The organism is Halomonas saccharevitans (assembly GCF_032333995.1).
In the GTDB taxonomy this organism is placed as follows: domain Bacteria; phylum Pseudomonadota; class Gammaproteobacteria; order Pseudomonadales; family Halomonadaceae; genus Halomonas; species Halomonas saccharevitans.
The window spans coordinates 426866-450634 of the sequence record NZ_JAVXUR010000004.1 but is presented as its reverse complement, the minus strand read 5'-3'; the positions used below and the strand labels follow the sequence as shown (position 1 = coordinate 450634).

Here is a 23769-nt window from a genome sequence, read left to right as displayed (position 1 = left end):
TACGCCGAGGTGCTCAAGAAATCCGTCGCCGGTCCGAGCACCCTTCAATAGCGTTGCACTTGGAACTTGAGACCGCCCTACTTAGGACGATGCATCACCCGTACAAAGCGATGCAGCCAAATGTAAGGGAAACCTACTTCCGCACTTGGGTGGCATATCGATCGAGGAAGGTGAGTAAGCGTTCGCGGTCCCCGGTTTAAATCGCGTGATGAAAACGGCCGCTGAGGCCGTTTGTACGTTTTTTTCTAAACCGTGTTCTCGCCACCGAGCACCAGAAGGGGGATTGCGACACTACGTCAGTCCGGCGACAGATCTGCTGCTGGAGCAGCAGCACTGACCCGCTGGTCTTGCCAGGCGGCATAGGTCTGACCAGTACCTTCTACTTTCCAGTCCTTGCGACCGTTCGCCGCTCGGCCCGCTACCATGGCTGCCGCAGGGCTAGGACTTCCGAAGGCATAGTCCGTGGCAAAGCGCCGATGCCCGTCCCCGTTGTCGACCAGAACGCCCTCATCACAGAGCTGTTTGAAGAGGGCTCGATAGTTGTGCTTATGATCCGTCCACTCGAACCTCGCCTGGGAGCCCTCCAGTACGACGAACTCGCCATCGACTTCCTGCGCATAGGCGGTGATGTTATCCCGCTTGATGTCCATGCGGAATCGCGGCACCTCGCTGAGGCTGGCTCCCGCGTCCTCTTGCTCAGGCAGGCTTAGCCGGTGTGTGTCTCTCAAAAAGCCGAAGCCCAGCACCGGCAGCACGATACGTACCTGCTCCATGAAGAAGGCCATATCAGCGCGGTCGGACTCGGGCAGGCCAATGTACTCGTGGGCGGTGCCGTTGATCAGCTTGCAGCGGCCGACCTGGCCGGCGTTCTGAATCAGCAGGCTCTCCAGGTACTTCACGTGGGCCTTGGTGAGGTTCTGATCCTTGCTGGTGATCAGGCAGACCTTCTCCCAGAAGTCCTTGCCGCCCTTCTCTTCGGGGCGATTGTGCTGCTTGAGGCGCGTGGCCACATCGTCGCTCTCGCCGATGTAGACCAGCGGTCGCGGGTTGCCCTCAGGATCCGTCCCGACCAGGAAGTAGATGCCTGTGCGACCACACTCCGGTCGCTGGACCAGCTCGCTGAGTTTGCTGCGGGGTCCGGTCAACACATGGCCGGTCCAGTTCATGATCTCGGCGGTGAGCAGGCCGTTGGGTGTACCGTCCACCAGGAAGAGCCGGATGCTGCGTCCTTGCGTCATACCATCTCCGTTTGAGTGGCCTCAGTGGATGCCGTTGAGTCCGTCGGTGGCTGCCAGCCGCGCACGTCGATCTTGCCGGTAACGGCAGCGGAAATCAGGGCCGAACGGCGCTCCTGGAGCAACTTAATGGCTGACTCACCTTCTTCCACCAAGGCGTCGATACGGGCTGTTTCTTTATCAAGAAAAGCAACAATTTCAGCTTGCTCAGTTATTGGTGGGACTGCACAGTATAGCTCAGCAATATCTGGCATATAAATAGTTTTGTGAGTTGACCCCATCATCATGCGAGAAAATTCAGACTTCATTGATCTGAAGACTGCTAACAGATATTCGGGCTGCAATTCCTCTCTACAAACCCAGTTGGCAAAATCCTGAGTAGTAGCCATTGGCTTACCCAATATCGCTGAATATCCAACTGATGCTGTTCGCGACAAAATCACGGTACCGGCTGGCAATAAACGCGCAGATGAGTTGGCAAGCCCAAGGGCACTCACCTTCTCTTTTGTCTCATACACAAATCTGGTGCTGCCAGACCGGATTTTCCATACATCAGCGAGTGTAAACCAAGGAATAGTGCAGTTTTCCCAATACTCGGGTTTATTGCGACTGGGAGTGTGTCCAGATTCTAACTTAGCAAAATAGCGAATCTTGCCATGATTCCAATGGGCCGGCACTTTGCCAAGCCACTCCAGCCCGGAGTTCTTCATCGGCACGTCAGGATCGAGCCCCTTAGTGACGGCGTGGGAGATCACAGCCTGGCGTTTTTCCTTGAGCAGCTCGATCAGGCGCTGCTGCTCCTCCACCAAGGAATCGATGCGGGCAGCTTCATAATCGAGAAAGGAAATTATTTTAGATTGCTCGTGCATTGGCGGAATAGCACAGTACAGCTCTGCAATATCAGGCATATAGATGGTTTTGTGCGTCGACCCCATCATCATGCGAGAAAACTCAGATTTCATTGCCCTGAACACTGACAACAAATATTCTGGACATAACCTTTCTCCACAAATCCAGTTGGCAAAATCCTGCGTAGTAGCCATTGGCTTACCAAGAATCGCCGAGTATCCAACGGATGCTGTTCGGGAAAGAATCACAGTACCCGCGGGCAACAGACGCGCTGATGAGTTAGCCAGCCCTAGCTCGCTAACCTTCTCTTTCGTCTCATACACGGTCTTGGTAAGTCCAGACCGTATTTTCCATACATCAGATAGCGTGAACCAAGGAACGGTACAGTTCTCCCAGTACTCTGGCTTGTTGCGGCTAGGAGTATGACCAGACTCTAGTTTGGCGAAATAGCGAACCTTGCCGTGGTTCCAATGCGCCGGCACGTTCCCCAGCCACTCGACGCCGGAGTCCTTGTATTTGGGGTATTTCGGAAAACTCATGCCTTTTCCCCCTCCCTTGCGTTCATTACTGCTTCTCGCCAGAAAGGCTCCGTATCCCAATGCCCTGGGAAACCCATATGTGGACGTGAAACCTGAGGGTAGTGATCCAGCAGTGTCACTAGCCTCTCAGCCCACTGGCTGGTAGGTGACACGACCTGCATCAGCGACTCGATCACCACGAGCTGGAGATATAGCCGCCGTCGCGGGTCGAGACGCTGCTCGGGGTGCTCATGAGACCCCGTCTCGATGCTACCGGGGACGCTTGGCCAACTGGCCGGAACCTTTCTCGGCATCTCGGGCCGGCTACCGAATTCGCGGTTCCACACTCGGCCATGATGGGCGCAGACGTTGCGCAGATCGGACAGGCTGCGGAACCAGGATCGCAGCACCGGCATCTTCCAGCCGAAATGGCGCTCGATGCGCTGGGTATCCTTGGGAAGCCGTAGCTTGGCCAGCAAGGTCGAGACTTCCTTGAAGGTCAGAAGCTCCACCGCCATCCAGATGGGTGGCTGATTGGGGGCTGATCGGTACTTCGTGCGATAGTGCGCCAGGAAGGTCTCGATCTCCCGCCCCTTGGCCGCGTTCTCCAATTTCTCCAACAACCACCCATGGTTGTAGCGGGTGTCGAAGATCTCAGGATCCAGGTAGCCGTGAGGGCCATGGTGCTCAGCCAGGGTGTTGGTCAACTGGGCGCGTAGCGCGACTTCCAGCCGCTCGATGGCATCAAGCAGCAGCAGGCGGAGCTCACGATCGAACACATAGAGCCTCAGCACATCCTCGAAAGAGGTGCCCTCCAGAAAACGGTGCTCCTGGAGGCCTGGCTGGTAGAAGGGACGCGTGTAGGCTGAAAGGCGGAAATAGCTGATATTGCCCAGGTAGTGACGCACTCGAGCCTCGTCGGGTACCGCCAGGCCACGGCTGCATAGCGTTGCGATCTGCTCGTCAATGCTGTGTGCAGGCTTGTGGAAGTCGCTCATGCGTGACCTCCGGACACAAAAAACCCGCCAAAGTGTGCTTCAGTGAGAGGCATGGCGGGTGTGTTACCCGGCATGCTAGGGCATGACCCTTGCACTGTCAATGACCGTGTAAGACAAGACTGAGCGGCGCCCGTCCTCATGCCGACAGCTCCTCGATCATTTGCTTGATCCGGTCGGTGCAGGCCTTGAGGTTTGCGTCGATCTCTTCGAGCGGGCGCGGCGGCGTGAACTGGTAGAAGTGCCGGTTGAAGGGAATCTCGAAGCCGACGATGCCGATGCGGCCATCCAGCGGGTCGCGCTTCTCCTCGTCGATCCAGGCGTCGGGGATGTGGGGTTTCACCTCGCGTTCGAAGTAGTCGAACACCGACTCGTCCAGCGGCACGTTCTCGTTATCGCGCAGGCCGCTGTCGGGCTCGGGATTGCCCTTCTTGTCGAGGCAGATGTCCGCCTCCGGGTCGCGCTCGGAGAGGGCGTTGAGGGTAGCCTTCTGCACCGGGGCCCCGACCTTGAGGTCTGCCGCCTTGAACGCGGCCTTCAGCGCTTTGGTGAAGTTGTCGCGGTTGGTGTAGCGCTCTTCCGGATCGAGGGTGGTGCAGGCGGCCTTGAGGGCCTCGCGCTCGCCCTCCTCAAGCTTCTGGATCGGCTTCTCCTCGTCGAGCCGGGCCAGGCGCTCGGGGCTGGCCTGGAAGTTAAGGCGCAGCGGGCGCTCCACGGTAATCCGCCGGTAGCCGAAGGCCTCCACCGGGAAGCGCTTGCTCTCCTCGCTCTCCTCGAAGGCGCCGTAGAGGCGAACGATCTCCTCGATGTCGCGGTCGGCGACGAACTGGCGCTTGCTGCCCAGCGACTTGCGCATCTTACTGGCACGGCTGGTGGCGTTGATCAACTGCACCTGGCCACGGCGCTCGGCGGGCTTTTGATTGGAGAGGATCCACACGTAGGTGGCGATGCCGGTGTTGTAGAACATGTCGGTGGGCAAGCCGACGATAGCCTCCACCAGATCGTGCTGCAGCAGGTAGCGGCGGATCTCGGACTCGCCGCTGCCGGCGCCGCCGGTGAACAGCGGCGAGCCGTTGAGGATGATACCGATACGTGAACCTCCCTCCTGCCGGGAGCGCATCTTGCTCACCAGGTGCATCAGGAACAGCAGCGAGCCGTCAGAGACCCGCGGCAGGCCGGGGCCGAAGCGGCCATCGTAGCCCTTCTGCTTGTGCTCGGCGGCAACCTCTTTCTGTACCTTCTTCCACTCCACACCGAACGGCGGGTTGGAGAGCATGTAATCGAAGTGCTCGGCTGGGAGCTGGTCGTCATTGAGGGTATTGCCGAGCTTGATCTGCTCCACCGCCTGGCCCTTGATCAGCATGTCGGCCTTGCAGATGGCGTAGGACTCGGGGTTGAGCTCCTGGCCGTGCAACGAGACGGTCACGTCCTGGCTGACCTGCTGGATGTACTCGTCGCTCTCGGAGAGGAAGCCGCCGGTGCCCGCGGTGGGGTCATAGACGGTGACGATGCCGTGGGGACGCAGCTTGTCGTCCTGGCCAGTGAGCACCAGTGAGGTGGTCAGGTGGACGATGTCGCGCGGGGTGAAGTGCTCCCCCGCCGTGTCATTAGAGCTTTCGGCAAACTTGCGGATCAGCTCCTCGAACACCAGACCCATGCCGTAGTTGGAGAGCCACTGTGGGCTCATGTCGATAGCGGCGAAGCGCTGCACCACCTGGTAGAGCAGGTTACTGGCACCAAGCTGCTGTACGAATCCCTCGAAATCGAAGTGCTCGAAGATCTCCCGGGCGTCCTGGCTGAACGACTGCACGTAGCTCATCAGGTCGTCGGCGGTTTGGGTGTCGGAGAGCGTGCCCAGGGTCAACGGCGAGGCGTTGAAGAACGGCTGATCCGCCGCGCGCAGCAGTAGCTTCTCGCGCACCGCCTCGGGCTTGGCCTCGTGGGCGTGGGCTTCACGGAGCACCGCATCCTTGGTGGGCTCCAGCACGCACTCTAGGCGGCGCAGTAGGGTGAAGGGCAGGATGATCCGGCCATACTGGGATTGACGAAAATCGCCGCGCAGCAGGTCCGCCACGGACCAGATGAAGGCTGCCGTCTGAGAGTGACTGTCCGTGTTCAAGGTGCTTCTCCGCCTGTGCTGAATCTGGTGAAAACTGATGGGCACCATCATACACAGCGATGCACGTTCTCGGGCAGCAGCGATGCGCAGCAAGGCTAAAGCACCCAAAACACTGGCAAGTGAGTCTACAAAAGACGCGCCTACCGTTCGTATTGATTATCCCGCTCCTCGCTCTCCCCTCTCCCCTGGCGCGCTTGAGCACGCTGCAGCTGCCTCGCAACCTCCTCCTGGAGTTCATGTCGCTCGGTCTTCATCGGCGGCATGGAGCCCACAAAAGCCGCGATGCGCTTAGCCAGCTCCTGGTCTTCGGGGGCGCGGCTCTGGGCCATCTCCTTGGCCGCCGTCAGCCAGGCCTTGCGGACATAGGTCTGGCGCTCTTTTATACGATCCTCCCAGGGACGTGGCGTCGGTGCCTGACAGGCTTGCTGGTCGCGGAGGTCTTCAAGGACTTCCCGGACCTTCTCCTGGTCCACCTGCGGCGTCTGGCCTTTCTCGCGGATGTGGTGCACCACTTGGCTAACGCCCCTCTTGATCACGCCACGGGTGGCACGTGGCGTGGCCTCGGCATCTACCCCTCGACGCTCCAGCTCAGTGGCGAAGGCCTCCCGCCACTTCTGCGGGTCGCCCTTCCTCACATTCAGTCTGTACCCGTCATAGCCCAGGTTCTTCACCGTCAGGTGGACGTGAGGACTGTCCGTGTCGGTGTGCAGCGCCATAACATACTGATAGTTTTGACCGAACTGCCGTTTGGCGAACGTCCGAACAGCATCCTTCACGTCACGCGGATCAGTACCAGCCGGCATGGACATGACGATGTTGGTCGTATCACGGGTGTTCTTCCGGCGCTTGCCCTGATCCTGCGACCAGTCCTTGGCCAGGGCCCGCACCTCGTCCTTCCCTTGGATCACGTCGCCACGATCGTCCTCGAGCTCCAGATTGCCGTTTCGGCTGATGTAGTCCAGGTGGGACTGGACATGATCGGCTCCCTTGGCATTACCGGTGATCTTCACCATGACCTCGGGCGCATAGTTCACGACTCGCCGGGCACGCGCACGGTTGCCGGATCGTCCACCCTTGCTCTTGACCGAGCTTTCCAGCAAGTCAGCAATGGTGTCGTCAGCCAGACTACCCATCCTCCCCTCCTCGGCTGGCTCTCAGTGTCGCTTTCGCTTTAATCCCTTGGCTCCCCAGCTCGGCAGCGAATAACTCCCGCCACTTCTGGGGGTCGCCCTTTTTTACATGCAGGCGATGGCCGTCATACCCCAGGTTCTTAACCGTGAGGTGTACCTGTGGGTTGTCCGTATCAGTGTGGAGCGCTATTACATACTGATGATTCTGGCCAAACTGCCGCTTGGCAAACTCCCGGACGGAATTCTTCATGTCGCTCGGATCAATAATGGCCTGTATTGACATGATGATATTGGTGGTGTCACGAGTGTTCTTCCTGCGCTTCCCCCGGTCCTGCGACCAGTCCTTGGCCAGGTCACAAACCTCGTCTTCGCCTTTGGTTATAAAGCCGCGTTCGTCTTCAAGCTCCACAGCCCCATCCTTGCTGATATCTATCAAACCTTGCTGGATCTGATGCGCATTGTAAGCATGGCCAACGACCCGCACTATCACCTCGTTCTTCGAGTTAGTCATCGTCACCCCACCGATTCATGTTGCGTGACAGCAGGCTGGCCACCTGCTCCTTGTGCAGTTCAATCCGTTCGACCAACTTCTCAATGGCGTCTCGCTTGAGATTGTCGCTCTCGCGGAACTCGATATTCAACGCCCTCGCCACCTGGTTGAGGTTACGGCCAATGGCTGTCAATTCCCGATTGGACTCCCGCAGGGCGGATACCTCGGCATCGGTCAGTACGGGTTCTCTATGCAGCTCAGCCAGAACCATCGCCATAACCCAACTGGTACGGCTGGAATAGCCCTCCTTTTGAGCGCGCTCTGCTAACCAGCGATCTTGGGTTGGCGATAGTCGGATGGTGAGCTTGCAGGATCTAGTTTCGCCCTTGCAGCCGTCCAGCGTCACAGTTCCTCCGGCAACGCGCTGAATCATACGCCGTAGCATGTCCGACTCGCGCAGGCCGTTGGCCTTGCAGAACAGCGTCCAGGCTTTCTTATCGCTGTCTGTCAGGCGTGCTTCAACTCTCGGCATAGCCCAGTTCTCTCCACCGATGAGAGGTGGGGCTAGGCAAGCTTGCCGGCATACGCCAGCACTTGCCGAATCCTGCCCTAGCCCTAACCCCTCCATTTTTTTCGTACGTACGAAATTCTGCGTGTGCACTAGGCAGCGTTTTCGTCCCAGTAACGAAGGCTTCGCCATTAGCAATACGGGCGGACCTGCCTCACACCTGCCCGTCGCCAGGGACTAAGTCAGAGTCGTCGCCATTAGCCATAGGGGAGGCAGCTGTCTCAAACGAACTTGCCTCTCCATGCTCTTGACGACGCCTTGCCAGCTCAGCTTTGCACCACTCGCCAGCGGCGCGCATCTCTGCGCGCAGGTCCTCGATCTCCTCAGGTGTCAAACGCCGGTAGCTCATGGTGTCTCCTCCTGAGATGCGTCGCTTCGGAGCTCCGGATATAGCGCTGTACGCCATCGCCACTGGAGAATGCACACGGCAATGCCGGCCGCACTGAAAAACAGAGTACGAGCAGCTTCGCCATCGCCAGTAAGGGTGCCCCTGACTAAACCAGGGAGTTCAGTTAAGAAGGCCACGAACAGCAGAATACCCACTACCAGTAATAGGCCCGAGAGTCCCAGCGCTCCCCCTCGCTTTACCCGCGCCCAGCGGACGCGCCAGGTATCGATCCACTTGGTTTCCATGGCGTTATCCTCTCGTGATGGTATTGCCGGCACCAAAGCGTTTTTGGTAGGCGTGATAAGCCTTCTTGGCACCGTGGTAAGGAGAGGTTGCCGCACTGCCTGCTAAGCGTGCATCACGTTGAACGCCGCGATACTGACGGCGGATTGCTGAGGGACGCATCGCGGACATAGCAGAGCCCAGAGCGCCCTGAGTTGCCAATGCCACACCACCGCCCAATGCAGAAGCAATGGCCGGCACCTGCTTCAGCACGAGGATTCCGAGGGAAAAAAAAGCAATCAGATAAGCGCTTGTGGTCATACTGGCCATGCTGCCTGCCGAGGATTCCACGATGTTCATGAACGCTTCGCTGACATCGATGACCATGCGCCCAATGGCTGAACCCAAAACCAGCAGCATGCCGAAATTAATCACCATGCCCAGCCAGCTCTCGAAAAAGCGTTGGGTGCTGTTAAACAGCAGGCCAATGATAAAGAGCGGACCAATCGCCAACAGCACCGTCGTTGCCACCTTGCTGGCCAGCAAGAGAAACGCCACTACGATGGCAACACCACCACCAAACACCATAATCAGAATTGCCACCAAATACATGCCGAAATCACCACTCATGACTCCCGCTTTATCCCAGGCCTGATCAGCTACGGAGAGAACGCGGGAGAACAGGCTGTCCAAAATGGCCGCTGCGCCTCCATTGGACCCCGTGATGACTGCTGCTACCTTTTCCGGGCCGTGAGCCAGAACGTCCACCACCACGCCCATATAGGTACCGACCGTCAGCCCCAGAGTCATAATGAAGCCGATGCGAAGGATGCGAAAAACGCCCTCCTGCAAGGGCTCACTGACCTTGCCAAACATCATCAAATAGCCCCAGATGGCAATCCAGACGATCAACATACTGGTAAACATTGGAGTGATGTAGGCGATGAGGTCGGTAGCCGTGTTGATAATGTACTGGTCCAGTGCCTGATCAACGACGGAGAACATGCCTTCAAACAAGTTCATGAGTCCTCCTCGCTCTTGAGGCTAGACAGATCGAGCTCGAAGAGCTTACCGCTAGACAGCGCCCGCTCCGCCTGGAGTGCATTAATGCAATTTGACGTCTCCTGGAGTTCGCCAGGGTTGTTGCCACACGTCTCCAGTGTCACCTTACGCTCGTCGTCATGCGCTTTGTACCAGTCCACGGTCTGCACCGGACCAGTGTCCGGGGTGTCATCAAAGCACCCGGTCTGCACAACGCTGACCAGAACCACAACGGCAATATTTCGTGCGCACGAAATTTTCCTGGTACTCATAAAGCCTCCTTACCAATCAAGCTCAAAAGGTTCCCCTGATGACGCGACACGCATCTGTTGAACCCGCTGAGCGTGAAGCGCCTGGTTGGCCTCGGCTTGCGACCGGAACATGGTCAGCTTGGCCATCTCGTTTTGCAGCAAGACTTCCTCGGCTCCGATACGGGCCTGGAGGTCCAGAACGTCTTTCTGGTCCGGACTGTTGTTGACCGCGGCCACTAGGCCGGTCAGCTCGCTAAAACGCTCCTGGGCCTGTTCCAGGGATTTTTGGGACTGGCCAAGCCAGGTCGCCGTGCTCTGGTTGCCGCCGTCATAGAGGTCCGCCACGTCGCCGGACAGGCCGTGTTCGCTCGCACTCCTGATGCCGGCGCTGTACAGCACCCCGTTGGGATCAACGTTCACGGCAGTGTCATAGGCCGAGTCGATGACGCCAGCCAAGTCACGGGAACCACTCATGCTGTCTAGTTGCCTATTGGCCGTTTCGAGCTGGTCTTGCAACTGTTCGAGCTGGCTCAGCATGTGCTCTACTTGCAGGATCTGCTGGGCCAGGCTCGACGTGTCGATGACGGGAATCCCGCCAGCCATGGCAAGCTGCGACAGACTGATGGTGGCCGCGAGGGTGAAACCCGAAATTTTTCGTGCGCACAAAATTTGCCCTTCCATTGATATACTCTTCAAGTCTTATCGTTAAAGGCGAGCCTGACTTTAGGTAACAGAGCCAATCGCATGCTCTTATCCCAGGAGCTTATCAAGCTCTTTTGTCTTACCAAGCACAGACTCAACCAGCTCCTCAAGCTCCGCAATGCATGAGCAATACTCTTCAGGAATAGCAATGACAACGTTAGCAAGATGTTCTTTTGCATAACGTCCAGCGATCAAAATTTCCTCAATATCACTTATCAAACCTTGCCTCTTCTTTTCGATTTCCCTCAGCCTTCTAAGCTCCGAACCAGTATATATTTTTTTTGAATCTAACTGATATTCCACCCTACCTCCAAAAAGCAAAGCTTAACTCAACTGACTCCACTTATTGCTTTCTTTAAATTCAAAATCGCCATCTCTCCGGTCAATGAAGAGCCAAACTGATCTACCATTTTTTTTGCTCGCTGATCCCCAAAAAACTCACCAAGTTCTTTAGGAGTGCTATAACAAGACACTCCATGACTTTGTTCACAACTCACGATCGCTCTTTTACTTTCTGGGAATATTTGTGTAGTGGTTTCTGTAATAGGTTTTACCAAACCGGACCTCCGTGAACTCTTATTGGTCACTGAGGGAACAGAAAATTGGTCAAACACTGATTCTCCATTTGCGCCAAACCCTGATGTCTCCTGGCCTCCCGCTGAAATTTTGTCGCGCCGTTGTCGTCCTTCATTCAGGAGCTCATGAAGACGTTTCCCATCAAGACGAAACCATGTCTTGGCCGGTATCCCACTCTTATCCTCCTCTATAACACCTATATATCTCAAAATTTTACGCGCATTCATTTGCTGCTTTGGCGTAAGCCCCGTCTCGTTCTTCCAGCTGTCCTTAACCCCCTTTTGCTGCTTATGAAACCAGCCCCCTCTTTTTTTTACAAAGTCTCTCCTAGACCAGTAAACAACCTGACTCAGAAAGACAGCAGCAGGGATAGTCATCCCGTCAATCAACATGTAATCTGCCGCATACCCAACTGGAAACTCGACAGATTCGTATACCTTATCAACATAGTCCTTTTCCATTATTACAACCCTCTCGTTTAGTGTTAGCCGTTCGGCGCCGAACTCTCTTCAAGGTTCAACACGCTCTTAACTTGAAGTGTTCGAAAGTAGACACGCCTCCCTACACGAACCATCGTAGGTTTTAACTTACGAGAGACTTCTGTGTCAGAATAAAGCGAGACACGTACCCCATCAGGAGATCGGCCAAGCAAGTCAGCCAGGTCCGAAACACTCATAAGCAAACCAAAACGGTTAATTAGATACTCTTCTGTGGTCACTACTCCACCTCATTGGCAACGAATGCTGCGAGGGAAGTGTTAATTATTTGAAAGTGAGGCACAAGCTAATACGAGAAAGGTAAGCAATGCTAATCAATCAAAATACACCACTTTGAAAATCAAAATAGTTAACTTTGATTTTCAAATCATCGCATATTGCAAATATTCTAACAAAAAACCCTTTTTAATTAGCAACCTACAACAGTTACATATTATTACAAAAAAAACTCAGAAAGATACAGATTTAATGATGAAAAACCCGAATTCTGTCTTTTGTTTTTTCCGGTGGAGCTGTCAAATCCTAAAACATTATTCTGCTGGCTTTGAACTAGCTTCATACATGCTCCCATTGACTTCAGTCGACAAGAACCGACTCCAAGGGAGACCTCATATAATGCCACATTAATGACATTAAAAATAAAAGCCATTTAAAGCCCTAAAAAAGAAAAAAATATCACCAACAAAGGCAATAAATACCGTCACTATTTTCACATTAACACTGCTACCTTACCCAAATCAAATCGCCATCCCAGTGGCCATTAAACTGTTCATACCCTCCTTCTCTCGTCGCAACCTGAAGGCGACTTTCCATTTGATGGCAATAATAGTCAAAGCCCACTTGAAAAAAACCTTCTCGTATCCGCATTGGGTCTAAATAGACCACCAAAGCGTCTTCTTCTCTCCAATCAATGTACGATTTATCTTGACTCTGGTGCCAAACCTTAATAGAGAAACTAAATTCCGGTTTAGAGAAAGTAGAGTAGTAAGCCAAAAAGACCGATTTCTTGGTCTTAAATAATTCTTGTATTTGATTTCGATCCCCGTCGATTTGTATTTTGTCTATATCTTTATGCAGATCCTCCATCATCGTTTTAAGGAAGTAGTCCGAAATAACTCTTGATTTTATCTCATGTGAGATATGAAAGGCCAAATCAATGATGCTAGCTTCTTTTTTATCATCTGCTTCGCCGTAGGCACCTACTGAAATATTAATAGCCACTGCAATATCTTTAGGCGCTGGGTAAAAGTCGCCTACTCTTACGAACTCACTAATCAACCCTCTAAATGGTGACTGGTTTACCAAATCCCTTGCGCTCCAATATTCACTTATTGGAAACGCCCTTGAAGCATCATTTAATATCTGAGCAACATGGTACCTGAAAAAATAACCCTCAATCCGCTCCCTAACAAACATCTTTACTGGGTAAAAAACATACAACCCCCCGAGCAATTTGAATAAATACCCTGCCATTACACTTCTCCTTATAAGATAATTTTACACTACACCTGACAACCAAAACTTTCAGGCCTTGAGGCCTATCAAACTAGCGAGCAACCTATAAAACCCTTTTAATAAGATTTTACCCCATATAATGCATTGAATTAAAAAAGTTCGCCACAAAAACCATCAGTACTCATTGTGAAAAACGGGGTAAGCACCTTCCACAAATTAAGAAATCATAGAAATGCTTACTAGTTGAAAAAACTAACACATACAACCACTTTATCACCACCAACAAACCCAAGATCATATAAACTATATTATCCATCATTTAGTTTATCCAGCTTATCCACCAAGTCCTCCGCCCTCAGATGCGTATACCGCCTCAGCATCTGCATCGACTTGTGGCCACTGATCGCGGCAACCTCCTGGTCGGATAGCCCGGCCTCTACCAGCCGGCTGACGGCCTCATGGCGTAGGTCATGAAAGCGAAAGTCATCGAGCCTGGCCTGCTTCTTCGCCTGGTTCCAGAGCTTGGTATAGGCGTAGGGGCCGCGCTTTCCGTCTCGACCAGGCTCACCGAAGAACACCAGGTCACAGTCGAGCGGGCGCACCGGATTGTTCAGTGCCTGCTTGAATACCTCGGTGGCGGCCTTGGTCAGCGGCACCAGGCGAGCTTCGTTGTTCTTGGTGTCCGTGAGGCGCACCACGCGGCGTTTCACGTCGACCTGGGAGCGAGTCAGGGTCAGTATCTCCGACGAGCGCATACCCGTCTCCAGAGCGATTCTGGCGATCCACACCAGCATGGGGTTGCTGTGCTGCCGCAGCACGGCAAACAGCCGCTTCTCCTCGTCGGGGCTCAGGCGCCGATCTCGCCCCTCCCCTGGGCTGGGCTTGCGGATATTCTGAACAGGGTTATAGGTCAGGCCGAGGCCCCATTCCTGGATGGCAACGGTATAGAGGTGGCCGAGCAGGGCGAGCTCCAGGCGTACGGTATTGGCGCTGATGGGCTGGCCACGATGACCAATGCTTTTCAGGCGGGTATCACGGAAGTTGGCGATCAAATCCGGCGTCAGCGCTGCGAGGGAGTACTTGCCCAAGTGCTCAATAAGCGTGTTGGCCTTGTGGCGCTCGCTCTTCTGGGTGCTGGGCTTCTTGGTAGGGGTAACGTCGGACAGATAGCGCTTGAGGGCGGCTTCGAGCGTCATTCGCTCCGAGGCGCTGCGCAGCATATAGACGCCGCGCACCATCTCGTCTTCTGTACGGCGTGCCCAGTCCTGGGCATCACGCTTGGTGCGGAAGGTCTTGGAGGTGGTGGGCCAGCCGGTCTTGCGGATGACAGCTTTCCAGCTACCGGCAGGGGTCTTGACGATGGTGGCCATGAAAGTCTCCAGGGGGCCGAAGGATCGGCACTGTACCGAAACTGTACCCTTGGACTATGGGACTCACCAAAGAGAATGCTTAAGTAGCTGATTTTCATGGTGGGCCCAGCAGGGCTCGAACCTGCGACCAAGGGATTATGAGTCCCCTGCTCTAACCAACTGAGCTATAGGCCCTTTCCGGAAACGCCGAACGGCGCCGCCGTATGATAGCGAAAGCCGATGGGTGAGGCCAGCGCCGAAGGCGATACCGCCCTCGGCGCGGCGCATTCGGGACCGGCGCCTTAGCCGCTGACGATGGTCAGGATGGTGTAGGGGGCCTCGCAGGCGTGACGCTCGTCACGCTCGTCCACGCTGCCGAGCCCCAGGTGGCGGTCGTTGTCGTAGGCGACAAACAGGCGATCGTGATCCAGCACGGCCAGGCCCTCGGCCTTGTGCTCGAACTCCAGCGGTGCGCCTTCCGGGGTGGTCACCAGTCGCGGGGTCTCGCCGGCGCGGAACTCCGCGAGGCTCAGCTCCCAGAGGTAGCCGCCGATCTGCTCTTCCCCATCCTGCTCGGTCTCGAAGCTGGTCAGCAGATAGAGCCGGGCGTGGTAGGGGTCGTACTCGAGGCTCGAGAGCCCGCACTCGAAGCGCACCCCCTCGTGGTGCCCCGGATCGAAGGCGAAGAACTCCCGCATCTCGTCGAGGAACTCGAGGTTGCCGCTCTCGCTGATCCGGTAGTGCGCGCCCACTACGCGGCTGACGTAGGCGAAGTCGTCATGGGCGTTGCCCTGCTCGCGGATGCCGAACAGCAGCAGGCCGTCGCCGCGCTCGCCGGGAATCGCCGCGAGCCCCTCGATCTTGTAGTAGGGAAAGCCGATGGCGCCGCTGAGCTTGCCGCGCAGCTCGAGCGAACCCTCCACGCCGTCGCGGGGGTCGGGGTCGACCACCTGCACCTTGTCGGGCTCGCCCAGCGGCCAGATCAGCAGGTGGTTGTAGTCGTTGAGCGCGTGGCTCTCGTCGTCGATGCGATCGAAGCCGGTGGTGGCCAGCACGTGGCGGCCATCGGCGGTGAGGGCAAAGTCCTCGTACTTCTCGGCCTGCTTGATCAGCGGCTGAGTGTAGTAGTCGAGGCGGGTGTCGTCGGGGCCCTCGTCGCCGATCGGCAGGGCGAAGCAGGCGGAGCGCGCCTCGCCGGGAATCGGCTTGTCGCTGGCCATCAGCAGCCGCTTGCCGTCGAAGGCCACCGCCGAGACCTCGGCGTTCACCAGCCTGCCCTTCTCGTCCCGCAGGCCTGCGGGAAAACAGTGAATGGTGCCCTGCTGCCGAATGCTCGCCTTGACCATGAGCACGCCTCCTCTCGTGAATATGTTCCTCACCCTAATGGGCCAAGGCCCACCGCGATAGGGCGCGAGCCGTAACAGTCCGTTACCGCACGGCAGTGAACCCGCACGGCTTCACACCGTACAAAGGGGGTGCAGCGTGACGGCACGCCGCAGAATCTGGCTAAGCTACTCAGTGGACCCGTAGCCACGGGCCTGACGCCAGGTTCCTGCCGACAGGAGCCTAATGCGAACCGCCTGCGAAAGAAGCCTGTACAAGGAGAGATCACATGATTCACGGAAAGCCCCTGCATCACGCCATCCATACCGCCACCCTCGGCGCCGTGCTCGCTGGTGGCCTGGTGTTGTCCGCCAGCGCCATGGCCGCGCCCCAGGGCCTCTACTCCGCCGACGAGCTGATGGATGCCGATGTCTACTCCACCGCCGGCACCGCGCAGATCGGCGAAGTCGAGGACATCCTGCTCGACAACGACATGACGGTGCGCGCCCTGGTCGTCGACACCGGCAGCCTGCTCGATCTCAAGGGTAACCAGCAATTCGTGGTCGAGGCCGGCAAGTTCACCGTCGAGACCCACAACGGCAACAGCCTCGAAGAGATCGAGTATCAGGTGAACATCGACCTGAGCGAGGCGGAACTGGTTCAGCAGCCGGCCTACACCAACGACTGGTGGCAGAACGCCCGCCAGGGCGCCCAGCAGGCCTGGGAAAACACCAAGGAGGGCGCCGCCAGCGCCTGGGAAAGCACCCAGGAGGGTGCGTCACGCGCCCTGGATCGCATCGGCCAGGCGCTGGAGAACGTCGGCGAGAAGACGCAGGACGCCGCCAACCAGTAATCACACCCCCGCCTCGCCGGAGCGCAGCAAGGCAGTAAGAAAGACGGGCCCGATCTTGGATCGGGCCCGTCTTATTGATGATACCCCCGCCCCGCTGTTGCACGATCCGCAACTCGACGTTTCATGAGAAAGGGCATCAAATGAGGATCATTCTTCATTAGAATTCCTTGCCATTGATAATCACTATCATTCAAGGAGTCCCATGCCCTCTCTCGCCCCCCATGCCCTGTCCCGCGCCGTGGCGCTGGCCGCCGCCTCCACCGCCCTGCCGGCCCTGGCTCAGGAAGCCGTCGACCTCGACAGTCTCGTGGTGACCGCCGCGGGCTTCGAGCAGGCCATGAGCGAGGCGCCGGCCAGCATCTCGGTGATCTCCCGCGAGGAGCTGGAGCAGAAGCGCGTGACGAGCCTCGCCGACGCGCTGCGCGGCGTGGAGGGGGTCGATGTGGGCGGCCAGGTCGGCAAGACCGGCGGGCGCAACATTCGCATTCGCGGCCTGCCCAGCGACTACACCCTGATCCTGATCGACGGCCGCCGCCAGAATACCGCCGGCAGCGTCACCCCCAACGGCTTCGGCGAGACCGCCACCAGCTTCTTTCCGCCGGTGTCGAGCATCGAGCGCATCGAGGTGATCCGCGGACCGATGTCGACCCTCTACGGCTCCGACGCCATGGGCGGCGTGATCAACATCATCACCCGCAAGGTCGGCCGCGAATGGGGCGGCTCGGTAGAGGCCGAGACCACGCTCAACGAGCACGACGAGTATGGCGACAGCCGCGCCACCAGCCTCTACGCCAGCGGGCCGCTGATCGAGGACACCCTGGGCCTGCAGGTGCGCGGGCGTTTCCATGACCGCGACGCCTCGCACCTGACCTACACCGAGGCGGATGGCACCGAGGTGCCGGTCAGCCAGCGCGGCCCAAGCCCGGTGGAAGGCGACGTCTACAGCCTGGGCGCCAGGCTCAGCCTGACCCCGAACGCGGATAACGACCTGTGGCTCGATGCCGAGACCAGCCGCCAGCGCTACAACAACGATGAGGGACAACTCGGGACGCTGGACACCCCTGAAAACGGCATCAAAGGCTACTCCGATGAACTGCGTTTCGAGCGGAACCAGCTGACCCTCGGTCATACAGGGCGCTTCGATGCAGGAACCTGGGAATCCAGCCTGATGCACAATGTGACCGAGACGGAAGGCCGCACCATTCCGGATGTTACCGAAACCAACAGCGACGGTGACGTAACGGCATACTACGGCTTCGGCGAGATACATCCGACGCTGCCTCATCGGCCGCGGATTGGCTCCGAACGTGAGCTGGAGACGACGAATACGGTTCTGGACAGCAAGTTCGTGATGCCGCTGGGCGATCACGTCACGACCGTCGGCGGCCAGTGGATGGATTCCGAGCTGACCGATGGCCTGGCCACCGAGGAGTTCGCCCAGACCACCTGGGCGCTGTTCGCCGAGGACGAGTGGTGGTTCACCGACGACTGGGGGCTGACCCTGGGCGGGCGCTACGACCACCACGACGCCTTCGGCAGCCAGTTCAGCCCGCGCGGCTACCTGGTGTGGAACGCCACGCAGCAGTGGACGCTCAAGGGCGGTATCAGCCGCGGCTACAAGACGCCTACGCTCAACGACCTGCACGCCGGCATCAACGGCGTGACCGGCCAGGGCACCGTGCTGACCATCGGCAATCCCGGCCTGGAGCCGGAGACCAGCACCAGCAGCGAACTCTCCGCCCAGTTCGACAACGGCGACGGTTTCATGGCAAGCGCCACCCTCTTCCATACCCGCTTCGACGACAAGATCGCCGCCGGGCCGGATCTCGCGGTGAGCGGCGACCCGCTGATACCGGATGGCACCTACGCCCAGGACATCAACGTCGACGAGGCCGAGACCCAGGGCATCGAGCTGGCGACCCGCCTACAGCTGGCACCGGCCTGGCACCTGAGCGCCAACTACACCTATACCGACAGCGAGCAGAAGAGCGGCGAGCAGGCCGGCGAACCGCTGACCGACACCCCGGAGCACGCCGTCAACGCCACGCTGCGCTGGCAGGCAAGCGACAGGCTCAGCACCTGGCTCTCAGGCGAGTATCGCAGCGAGCGCTATCGCAACCGCGAGCGGGTGCGCGGCGCCGCCTCCTTCGCCGACCTGGGCGACTTCGAGGCCTACGCGCTCTTCCACCTCGGAGGCAGCTATGCCCTGTCGAACAACGTGACGCTCAGCGCCACCGTCTACAACCTGCTCGACAAGGACTTCGTCGACTACCGCGCCTACGACGGCGGCAGCAAGTACGGCAACGCCTACGCCAACAGCGAGGAGGGCCGTCGGCTGTGGCTCTCGGCGCGCTACGCGTTCTGAGCCGGGGTGAGCCACGCCTCGTCGCCCCGCACGCATCGCCCCGGCCTCCGCCGGGGCGGTGAGTTAACGAGATAAAATACCATCGGTTAATTATTTTCATCTAGCCATCCAGCTGGCACACTACGCACTCGCTTCCCCATCTGTCTTTCCCGCCCCTCCTTCCGCCATGGCCGCCGACATGCCCGATTTCGATGAACTGACCGCCTTCGACGACGTCATGGAGACGGGCAGCCTGACCCGCAGCGCCCAGGCGCTGGGCGTGGCCAAGTCGACCCTGAGCCGGCGCATCAGCCAGCTGGAGACCCACCTCGGCCAGCCGCTGCTGCGCCGCCAGGCCAACCGGCTGATTCCCACCGAGGCGGGGCTGCTGTTTCACGACTACTGCCGCGACATGCTGGCGCTGGCCACGCGCAGCCGCGAGGCCCTGAACGAGCTCTCCGAGTCGATCAGCGGCCGCATCAGCCTAGAGGTCCACGGCGCCCTGGCGCGCTGCTGGCTGGCCCCGATCATCGATGCCTTCCTGGCGCGCCACCCGGATGTGGAGCTGTCCCTGCACGCGCGGGAGGTCGCGCCCCAGGTTCCCGACAGCCACCGCCTGCATGTCTGGCTGGGCCCCGTGCCGCCCTCGGAGCTCAAGGCAGAACCGCTCGGGCACCTGACCCGCGGCCTCTACGCCCACCCGGACTACCTGGCTCGCCACGGCGTGCCGCCTCACCCGCAGGCGCTCGCGCCACACGCCTGGATCGATCTGCTGGGCCACAGCCGACGCGGGCTCACGCTGCACCACGCCGAACAGGGCAGCGTGCACGTTCGCCCGCCGCGCTCGCGGCTGAGCGTCGATCTGACGCTGCTGCACGTCGATGCCATCGCCCGCGGGCGGGGCATCGGCCTGCTGCCCCACTGGCTGGCCGAGCAGCGCGAGGCCCATCACCCCGGCGAGCTGGTGCCCTGCCTGCCCGACTGGCAGGCGGCGCCGCTGCCGGTCACCCTGCTCTCGGCCTATGGCCACCAGCCGCGGCGGGTCGCCACCCTGCTCGAGGTGCTGCGCCAGGCGGTCCCCGAGGCCTGGCACGCCCCCACCCCGGCGAACTGAGCCACCCGGCAGCGCTGAACGCGATCCGTTCTGGCTGTTCTTCGACAGTGCGGTCTACGCTCACAGGGCTGGCGTTTCGATCCTTGACCCTGCGCGTCGCTCGCGCCGTTGGCGTCGCCGTAGGGCCTCTATTCTCACGCGGTGCTCGAGCCCTGCGTGACGACCGATCGCGACGTCGCGCCGCCTTTTCATGAAGCGCAGGGCACTGCCCGGGTGTGCGCCGAGTCAGCCTTTGCTAGGATGGCCGCCCTTCATTAGCTTGCTATCTTTAACGGCCGGCTGTCACGACCATCCCTCACCACGACCTTCGGCGCGTCAGGAGCAGACATGGGCCTTCAGGAAATCGCCCTGGGCGGCATCTATCTCTCTCCCCTGCTGGCCTATGCCCTGCTGGGATTGCTGGTCGCGCTGATCCTGCGTGCCCTGCTGTACCGGCTGCCGGGCACGTCACGCCCGTGGTTCGAGGCCTGGTTCGATACCGCCCTGTTCGTGATCTGCACCGCGGCCATCGCCTACCTCGCCGCCTTCACCGACGGAACGCTTTGATATGCGCACCCTGCTTCGCAGCCTCGTGACCCTGGCCGTCGTGGCCGCGGCCATCGCCGCCGGCCTGTGGCTATGGCACTACTACCTGTATACCCCCTGGACCCGGGACGGCCGCGTGCGGGCCGAGGTGATCACCATCGCCCCGGACGTCGCCGGGCGCGTCGACATCCTGGCGATCACCGACAACCAGCGTGTCGAGGCGGGCGATACGCTGTTTGCCATCGACCCGACTCGCTATCGGGCGGCCGTGGCGACCCACCAGGCCGTGGTGGAACAGCGCCAGGCAGAGCTCGAGCTGAGCCGACACGAGGCCTCGCGACGCAACCGCTTGACCCGGCAGGCCATCAGCGCCGAGAGCCAGGAGTCGTCGCGCATCGACAGCCGCGTGGCCGCCGCCTCCCTGGCCCAGGCGCAGGCTGAGCTCGAGCGCGCCCGCATCGACCTGGCGCGCACCACGGTCAGGGCCCCCGCCGCGGGCCACGTGCTCAACCTGCAGCTGGCCGAGGGCAACTACGTCAACGAGGGCTCGCCGGTGATGGCGCTGGTCAAGGCCGACTCGTTCTATGTCACCGGCTATTTCGAGGAGACCAAGATCGACACGCTCCGCGTGGGCGAGCTCGCCCGCATCACGCTGATGAGTGGAAATACCGAGCTTGCCGGGCGTGTCGACAGCATCGGACGCGCCATCGCCGACACCAACACCGATCCCAACGCCCAGCTGCTGCCGCGCGTGCAGCCCAGCTTCAGCTGGGTGCGCCTCGCCCAGCGCATTCCGGTGCGCATCGCCCTGGACGACATCCCCGAGGACATCACCCTGAGCGCCGGCATGACGGCCACGGTGCGCATCACCGAGCACGCGGAGTAGGCGCGCATGTCGCCCTGGTTCGAGGCCTACCTGACGCCGTCTGCGACGTCGCTCAAGTTCGCCTTCAAGGCGAGCCTGGCGATGCTGATGGCGCTTTACCTGGCGCTGTGGTTCGACCTGGAGCGCCCCTACTGGGCGCTGATCTCGGCCGCCTTCCTGCAGATTCGCCCGATGAGCGGCATGGTGATCGAAAAGGGCCTGAGCCAGCTCGGCGGCACCCTGGTCGGCTGCCTGGCGGGCGTGGCGATCATGGGGCTGTTCGGCCAGGCCCCGCTGCCGGCGCTGATCCTGCTGACGCTGTGGATCATGACCTGCACCTACGCGAGCTCGCTGCTGCGCGGCAATGCCGCCTACGGCTGCATCATGGGCGCCGTCACCGCGATGCTGATCGTGGTGATCGGCGCCAGCCGGCCCGACGGCATCTTAGCCATCGCCGTGGCTCGGCTGTCGGAACTGGCCCTGGGGGCGCTCTGCGCCACCCTGGTCAGTTCGCTGCTGTGGCCCATCCGGGTGCGCGACCATCTGGCCGAGCAGGCCGACCGCGTCGTCAACCAGGCCTTCCGGCATGGGGCCCAGCGCCTCGCGAACAGCGCCGATCTCGGTGCCCTGCAGGAGAGCCTGACCGCCAGCCTCGAGCCGCTGACCCAGCTCGAGGCGGACAGCCAGGCCGCCCGCTTCGAGGGCCCGGAGGGCCCCGGCCGCATTCGCGCCAGCCACGTGCTGACCCGCCGCACGCTGCACCTGGTGGCGAGGCTTCATGCCCTGCAGCAGCTCCTCGAGCACGCGGGCACCCGTCTGGACCCGCGGCTTCACCAGCTGGCCGCCGAGATTGCCGACGGCTTTCGTGAGGCGGCCGAGGCGTCGGGCGTGGCCCAGGCGCGCCGCCGCCTGCAGGCGCTGCGCCGACGGGCGATGGTCGAAGAGGGAGTGATAGCAGATGGAGTGGTCGAAGCTGGAGTGGTCGAAGCAGGAGATATTGGCGAGGGAGAGACCGGCGAAGACGAAGCCGCCTCGCCGCTTGAGCGGCGCGTCATGCACGGCCTGCGCGAAGTCCTTGGCCATGCCCTGGTCATGCTCGATGCCCGCGAGGCGATCGCCCACCCCATCGACCGGCGCCTGCGCGCCGCGCCCCTGGCCTGGCATCGCGATCGGCTGGCCGCCGCGCTGAATGCCCTGCGCGCCGGGCTCGTGTTTCTGACCCTCGCCTCCTTCTGGATCGCCACCGGCTGGGACAACGGCCAGGTGGCCATGCTGATGGGCACCCTGGGCTCGGCCTTCTTCGCCAGCCGCGACGACCCCGCCGCCGCGGCGTTGACGTTCGCCAAGGGCATGCTGGCGGCGGTGCCCTGCGCCTTCCTGTTCGGTCATGTGCTGCTGGCCCAGGCCAGCGGCTTCCCCCTGCTGGCGCTACTCCTGCTGCCCCCGCTGTTCCTGGGCCTGCTCGGCGCCGCCGACCCGCGACTGATGGGCTACTGCCTCGCCTTCACCATCGGCAACATCCTGCTGACCATGCCCGGCAACGGCATGGACTTCTCCTTCGACGGCTTCCTCAATCGCGCCATCGCCGTGCTGGTGGGGCTGGGCACGGTGGTGGCGGGGTTCCGCATGATCCCTGGCCTCGGCCCTGGGCTGCGCAGGCGGCGGCTGGTCGGCGCCATCGCCCGCGACCTGCGCGCCCTGCCCACCTCGACGCTCCACGAGGCGGAGGGCCGCTTCATCGGCCACATGGCCGATCGCCTGCTACACCTGGCGCGCCACGACGACACCCTGCCCGAGGAGCGGCGCCATCTCTTCGCGCTGGGCCTGACCGGGCTGGACGTCGGCTATGCCTGCCTGCAGCTGCGACGCCGGCTCGACGACCTGCCGGGCACGCCGCTCGACCGAGCGCGCCGGGCCTTCTTCGCCACCCTGGCGGACGCCTTCGCCGACAGCGCCCGGGGGCGCATGCCCATCGACGTACGGCGCACCGGCGACGACCTGGTGGCGGCCCTCGACGACCAGCAGGCGCTGAGTGCCCACCATCGCATGATGATTGCCGGCCTGGTGGAGCGCCTCGACCTGGCGCTGGCGCAACAGGCCGAGCGGGCACGCGCCACGGCGCCCGCTGCCCTTGCGTCCATGAGCGTGACCGGGAACGGATCCACCACCGATAACGATCAGGAGAACGAAAGCGAGAACGAGAGCACGACCGAGCCGCCCAGGCCCGCCTGAACCCGGCCGGCGGTGTCCTCCATCAGGAACCCGCCGGGCCGCGCGCAGTCTTTAGTCCGTTAGTGGAGAGTCGTTAGTCTGTTCGTGGAAGGTCCTAGACTGTTCGTGAAACGCCCGGGATCGCCATC

Annotated in this window: 22 protein-coding genes and 1 tRNA gene; 6 read left to right on the top strand and 17 right to left on the bottom strand. The window is 60.1% G+C overall.

Annotation, left to right across the window (positions count from 1 at the left end):
* Positions 1 to 296 precede the first annotated feature (296 nt).
* The 17 genes from RSO68_RS12575 to RSO68_RS12495 all read right to left on the bottom strand — a co-directional run bounded on the left by RSO68_RS12575 (position 297) and on the right by RSO68_RS12495 (position 15731).
* Entirely contained in the window at positions 297 to 1238 is a 942-nt protein-coding gene (locus tag RSO68_RS12575; RefSeq protein ID WP_315586813.1) for a GIY-YIG nuclease family protein, read from the bottom strand.
* A complete protein-coding gene (locus RSO68_RS12570; protein ID WP_315586812.1) occupies positions 1235 to 2623 on the bottom strand; it encodes a restriction endonuclease subunit S in 1389 nt (462 codons plus the stop codon). Before RSO68_RS12570 ends, RSO68_RS12575 begins: the two co-directional genes overlap by 4 nt.
* Positions 2620 to 3600 (bottom strand): Abi family protein, encoded by a 981-nt coding sequence (locus tag RSO68_RS12565; protein WP_315586811.1) that lies wholly within the window; start codon positions 3598 to 3600, stop codon positions 2620 to 2622. Before RSO68_RS12565 ends, RSO68_RS12570 begins: the two co-directional genes overlap by 4 nt.
* A gap of 136 nt (positions 3601 to 3736) precedes the next feature.
* Complete coding sequence (locus tag RSO68_RS12560) at positions 3737 to 5716, bottom strand: type I restriction-modification system subunit M (RefSeq protein WP_315586810.1); 1980 nt, start codon at positions 5714 to 5716, stop codon at positions 3737 to 3739.
* A gap of 140 nt (positions 5717 to 5856) precedes the next feature.
* The gene (locus tag RSO68_RS12555; RefSeq protein WP_315586809.1) at positions 5857 to 6849 is read right to left on the bottom strand and encodes a relaxase/mobilization nuclease domain-containing protein; all 993 of its coding nucleotides are present in this window, start codon (positions 6847 to 6849) and stop codon (positions 5857 to 5859) included.
* Positions 6842 to 7357, bottom strand: a complete 516-nt coding sequence (locus RSO68_RS12550) for a relaxase/mobilization nuclease domain-containing protein (protein WP_315586808.1) — start codon at positions 7355 to 7357, stop codon at positions 6842 to 6844. The genes RSO68_RS12555 and RSO68_RS12550 overlap by 8 nt, the downstream gene beginning before the upstream one ends.
* The gene (locus tag RSO68_RS12545; protein ID WP_315586807.1) at positions 7350 to 7868 is read right to left on the bottom strand and encodes a plasmid mobilization protein; all 519 of its coding nucleotides are present in this window, start codon (positions 7866 to 7868) and stop codon (positions 7350 to 7352) included. Before RSO68_RS12545 ends, RSO68_RS12550 begins: the two co-directional genes overlap by 8 nt.
* A gap of 381 nt (positions 7869 to 8249) precedes the next feature.
* Positions 8250 to 8537 carry a hypothetical protein gene (locus tag RSO68_RS12540; RefSeq protein ID WP_315586806.1) on the bottom strand — a complete coding sequence of 96 codons (288 nt, stop codon included), beginning with the start codon at positions 8535 to 8537 and terminating at the stop codon, positions 8250 to 8252.
* A 4-nt stretch (positions 8538 to 8541) separates the two neighbouring features.
* Positions 8542 to 9537 carry a type IV secretion system protein gene (locus tag RSO68_RS12535; protein ID WP_315586805.1) on the bottom strand — a complete coding sequence of 332 codons (996 nt, stop codon included), beginning with the start codon at positions 9535 to 9537 and terminating at the stop codon, positions 8542 to 8544.
* On the bottom strand, positions 9534 to 9827 hold the full coding sequence (locus RSO68_RS12530) for an EexN family lipoprotein (protein ID WP_315586804.1): 294 nt from the start codon (positions 9825 to 9827) through the stop codon (positions 9534 to 9536). Before RSO68_RS12530 ends, RSO68_RS12535 begins: the two co-directional genes overlap by 4 nt.
* 9 nt (positions 9828 to 9836) lie before the next feature.
* Entirely contained in the window at positions 9837 to 10487 is a 651-nt protein-coding gene (locus tag RSO68_RS12525) for a type IV secretion system protein (RefSeq protein WP_315586803.1), read from the bottom strand.
* A 69-nt stretch (positions 10488 to 10556) separates the two neighbouring features.
* Complete coding sequence (locus tag RSO68_RS12520) at positions 10557 to 10811, bottom strand: hypothetical protein (RefSeq protein ID WP_315586802.1); 255 nt, start codon at positions 10809 to 10811, stop codon at positions 10557 to 10559.
* A 26-nt stretch (positions 10812 to 10837) separates the two neighbouring features.
* Positions 10838 to 11545, bottom strand: coding sequence for a hypothetical protein (locus RSO68_RS12515; RefSeq protein ID WP_315586801.1), 708 nt, complete (start codon positions 11543 to 11545; stop codon positions 10838 to 10840).
* 759 nt (positions 11546 to 12304) lie between these two features.
* Positions 12305 to 13054, bottom strand: coding sequence for a hypothetical protein (locus RSO68_RS12510; RefSeq protein WP_315586800.1), 750 nt, complete (start codon positions 13052 to 13054; stop codon positions 12305 to 12307).
* A gap of 290 nt (positions 13055 to 13344) precedes the next feature.
* On the bottom strand, positions 13345 to 14406 hold the full coding sequence (locus RSO68_RS12505; protein ID WP_315586799.1) for a tyrosine-type recombinase/integrase: 1062 nt from the start codon (positions 14404 to 14406) through the stop codon (positions 13345 to 13347).
* A gap of 97 nt (positions 14407 to 14503) precedes the next feature.
* Positions 14504 to 14580, bottom strand: a tRNA-Ile gene (locus RSO68_RS12500).
* Positions 14581 to 14687: 107 nt separating this feature from the next.
* Positions 14688 to 15731, bottom strand: coding sequence for a hypothetical protein (locus RSO68_RS12495; RefSeq protein ID WP_315586798.1), 1044 nt, complete (start codon positions 15729 to 15731; stop codon positions 14688 to 14690).
* A gap of 266 nt (positions 15732 to 15997) precedes the next feature.
* Between RSO68_RS12495 and RSO68_RS12490 the strand changes: the two genes are divergently transcribed.
* The 6 genes from RSO68_RS12490 (at position 15998) to RSO68_RS12465 (ending at position 23641) form a co-directional block, all read left to right on the top strand.
* Entirely contained in the window at positions 15998 to 16561 is a 564-nt protein-coding gene (locus RSO68_RS12490; RefSeq protein ID WP_315586797.1) for a PRC-barrel domain-containing protein, read from the top strand.
* Positions 16562 to 16763: 202 nt separating this feature from the next.
* Complete coding sequence (locus RSO68_RS12485; protein ID WP_315586796.1) at positions 16764 to 18926, top strand: TonB-dependent receptor domain-containing protein; 2163 nt, start codon at positions 16764 to 16766, stop codon at positions 18924 to 18926.
* A 178-nt stretch (positions 18927 to 19104) separates the two neighbouring features.
* Positions 19105 to 20019: a LysR family transcriptional regulator gene (locus RSO68_RS12480; protein WP_089851264.1), complete on the top strand. Its 915-nt coding sequence runs from the start codon at positions 19105 to 19107 to the stop codon at positions 20017 to 20019.
* A 327-nt stretch (positions 20020 to 20346) separates the two neighbouring features.
* Entirely contained in the window at positions 20347 to 20565 is a 219-nt protein-coding gene (locus RSO68_RS12475) for a DUF1656 domain-containing protein (RefSeq protein ID WP_089851266.1), read from the top strand.
* 1 nt (position 20566) lies between these two features.
* Positions 20567 to 21430 carry an efflux RND transporter periplasmic adaptor subunit gene (locus RSO68_RS12470; protein WP_315586795.1) on the top strand — a complete coding sequence of 288 codons (864 nt, stop codon included), beginning with the start codon at positions 20567 to 20569 and terminating at the stop codon, positions 21428 to 21430.
* A 6-nt stretch (positions 21431 to 21436) separates the two neighbouring features.
* Positions 21437 to 23641 carry an FUSC family protein gene (locus tag RSO68_RS12465; protein WP_315586794.1) on the top strand — a complete coding sequence of 735 codons (2205 nt, stop codon included), beginning with the start codon at positions 21437 to 21439 and terminating at the stop codon, positions 23639 to 23641.
* Positions 23642 to 23769: the final 128 nt, after the last annotated feature.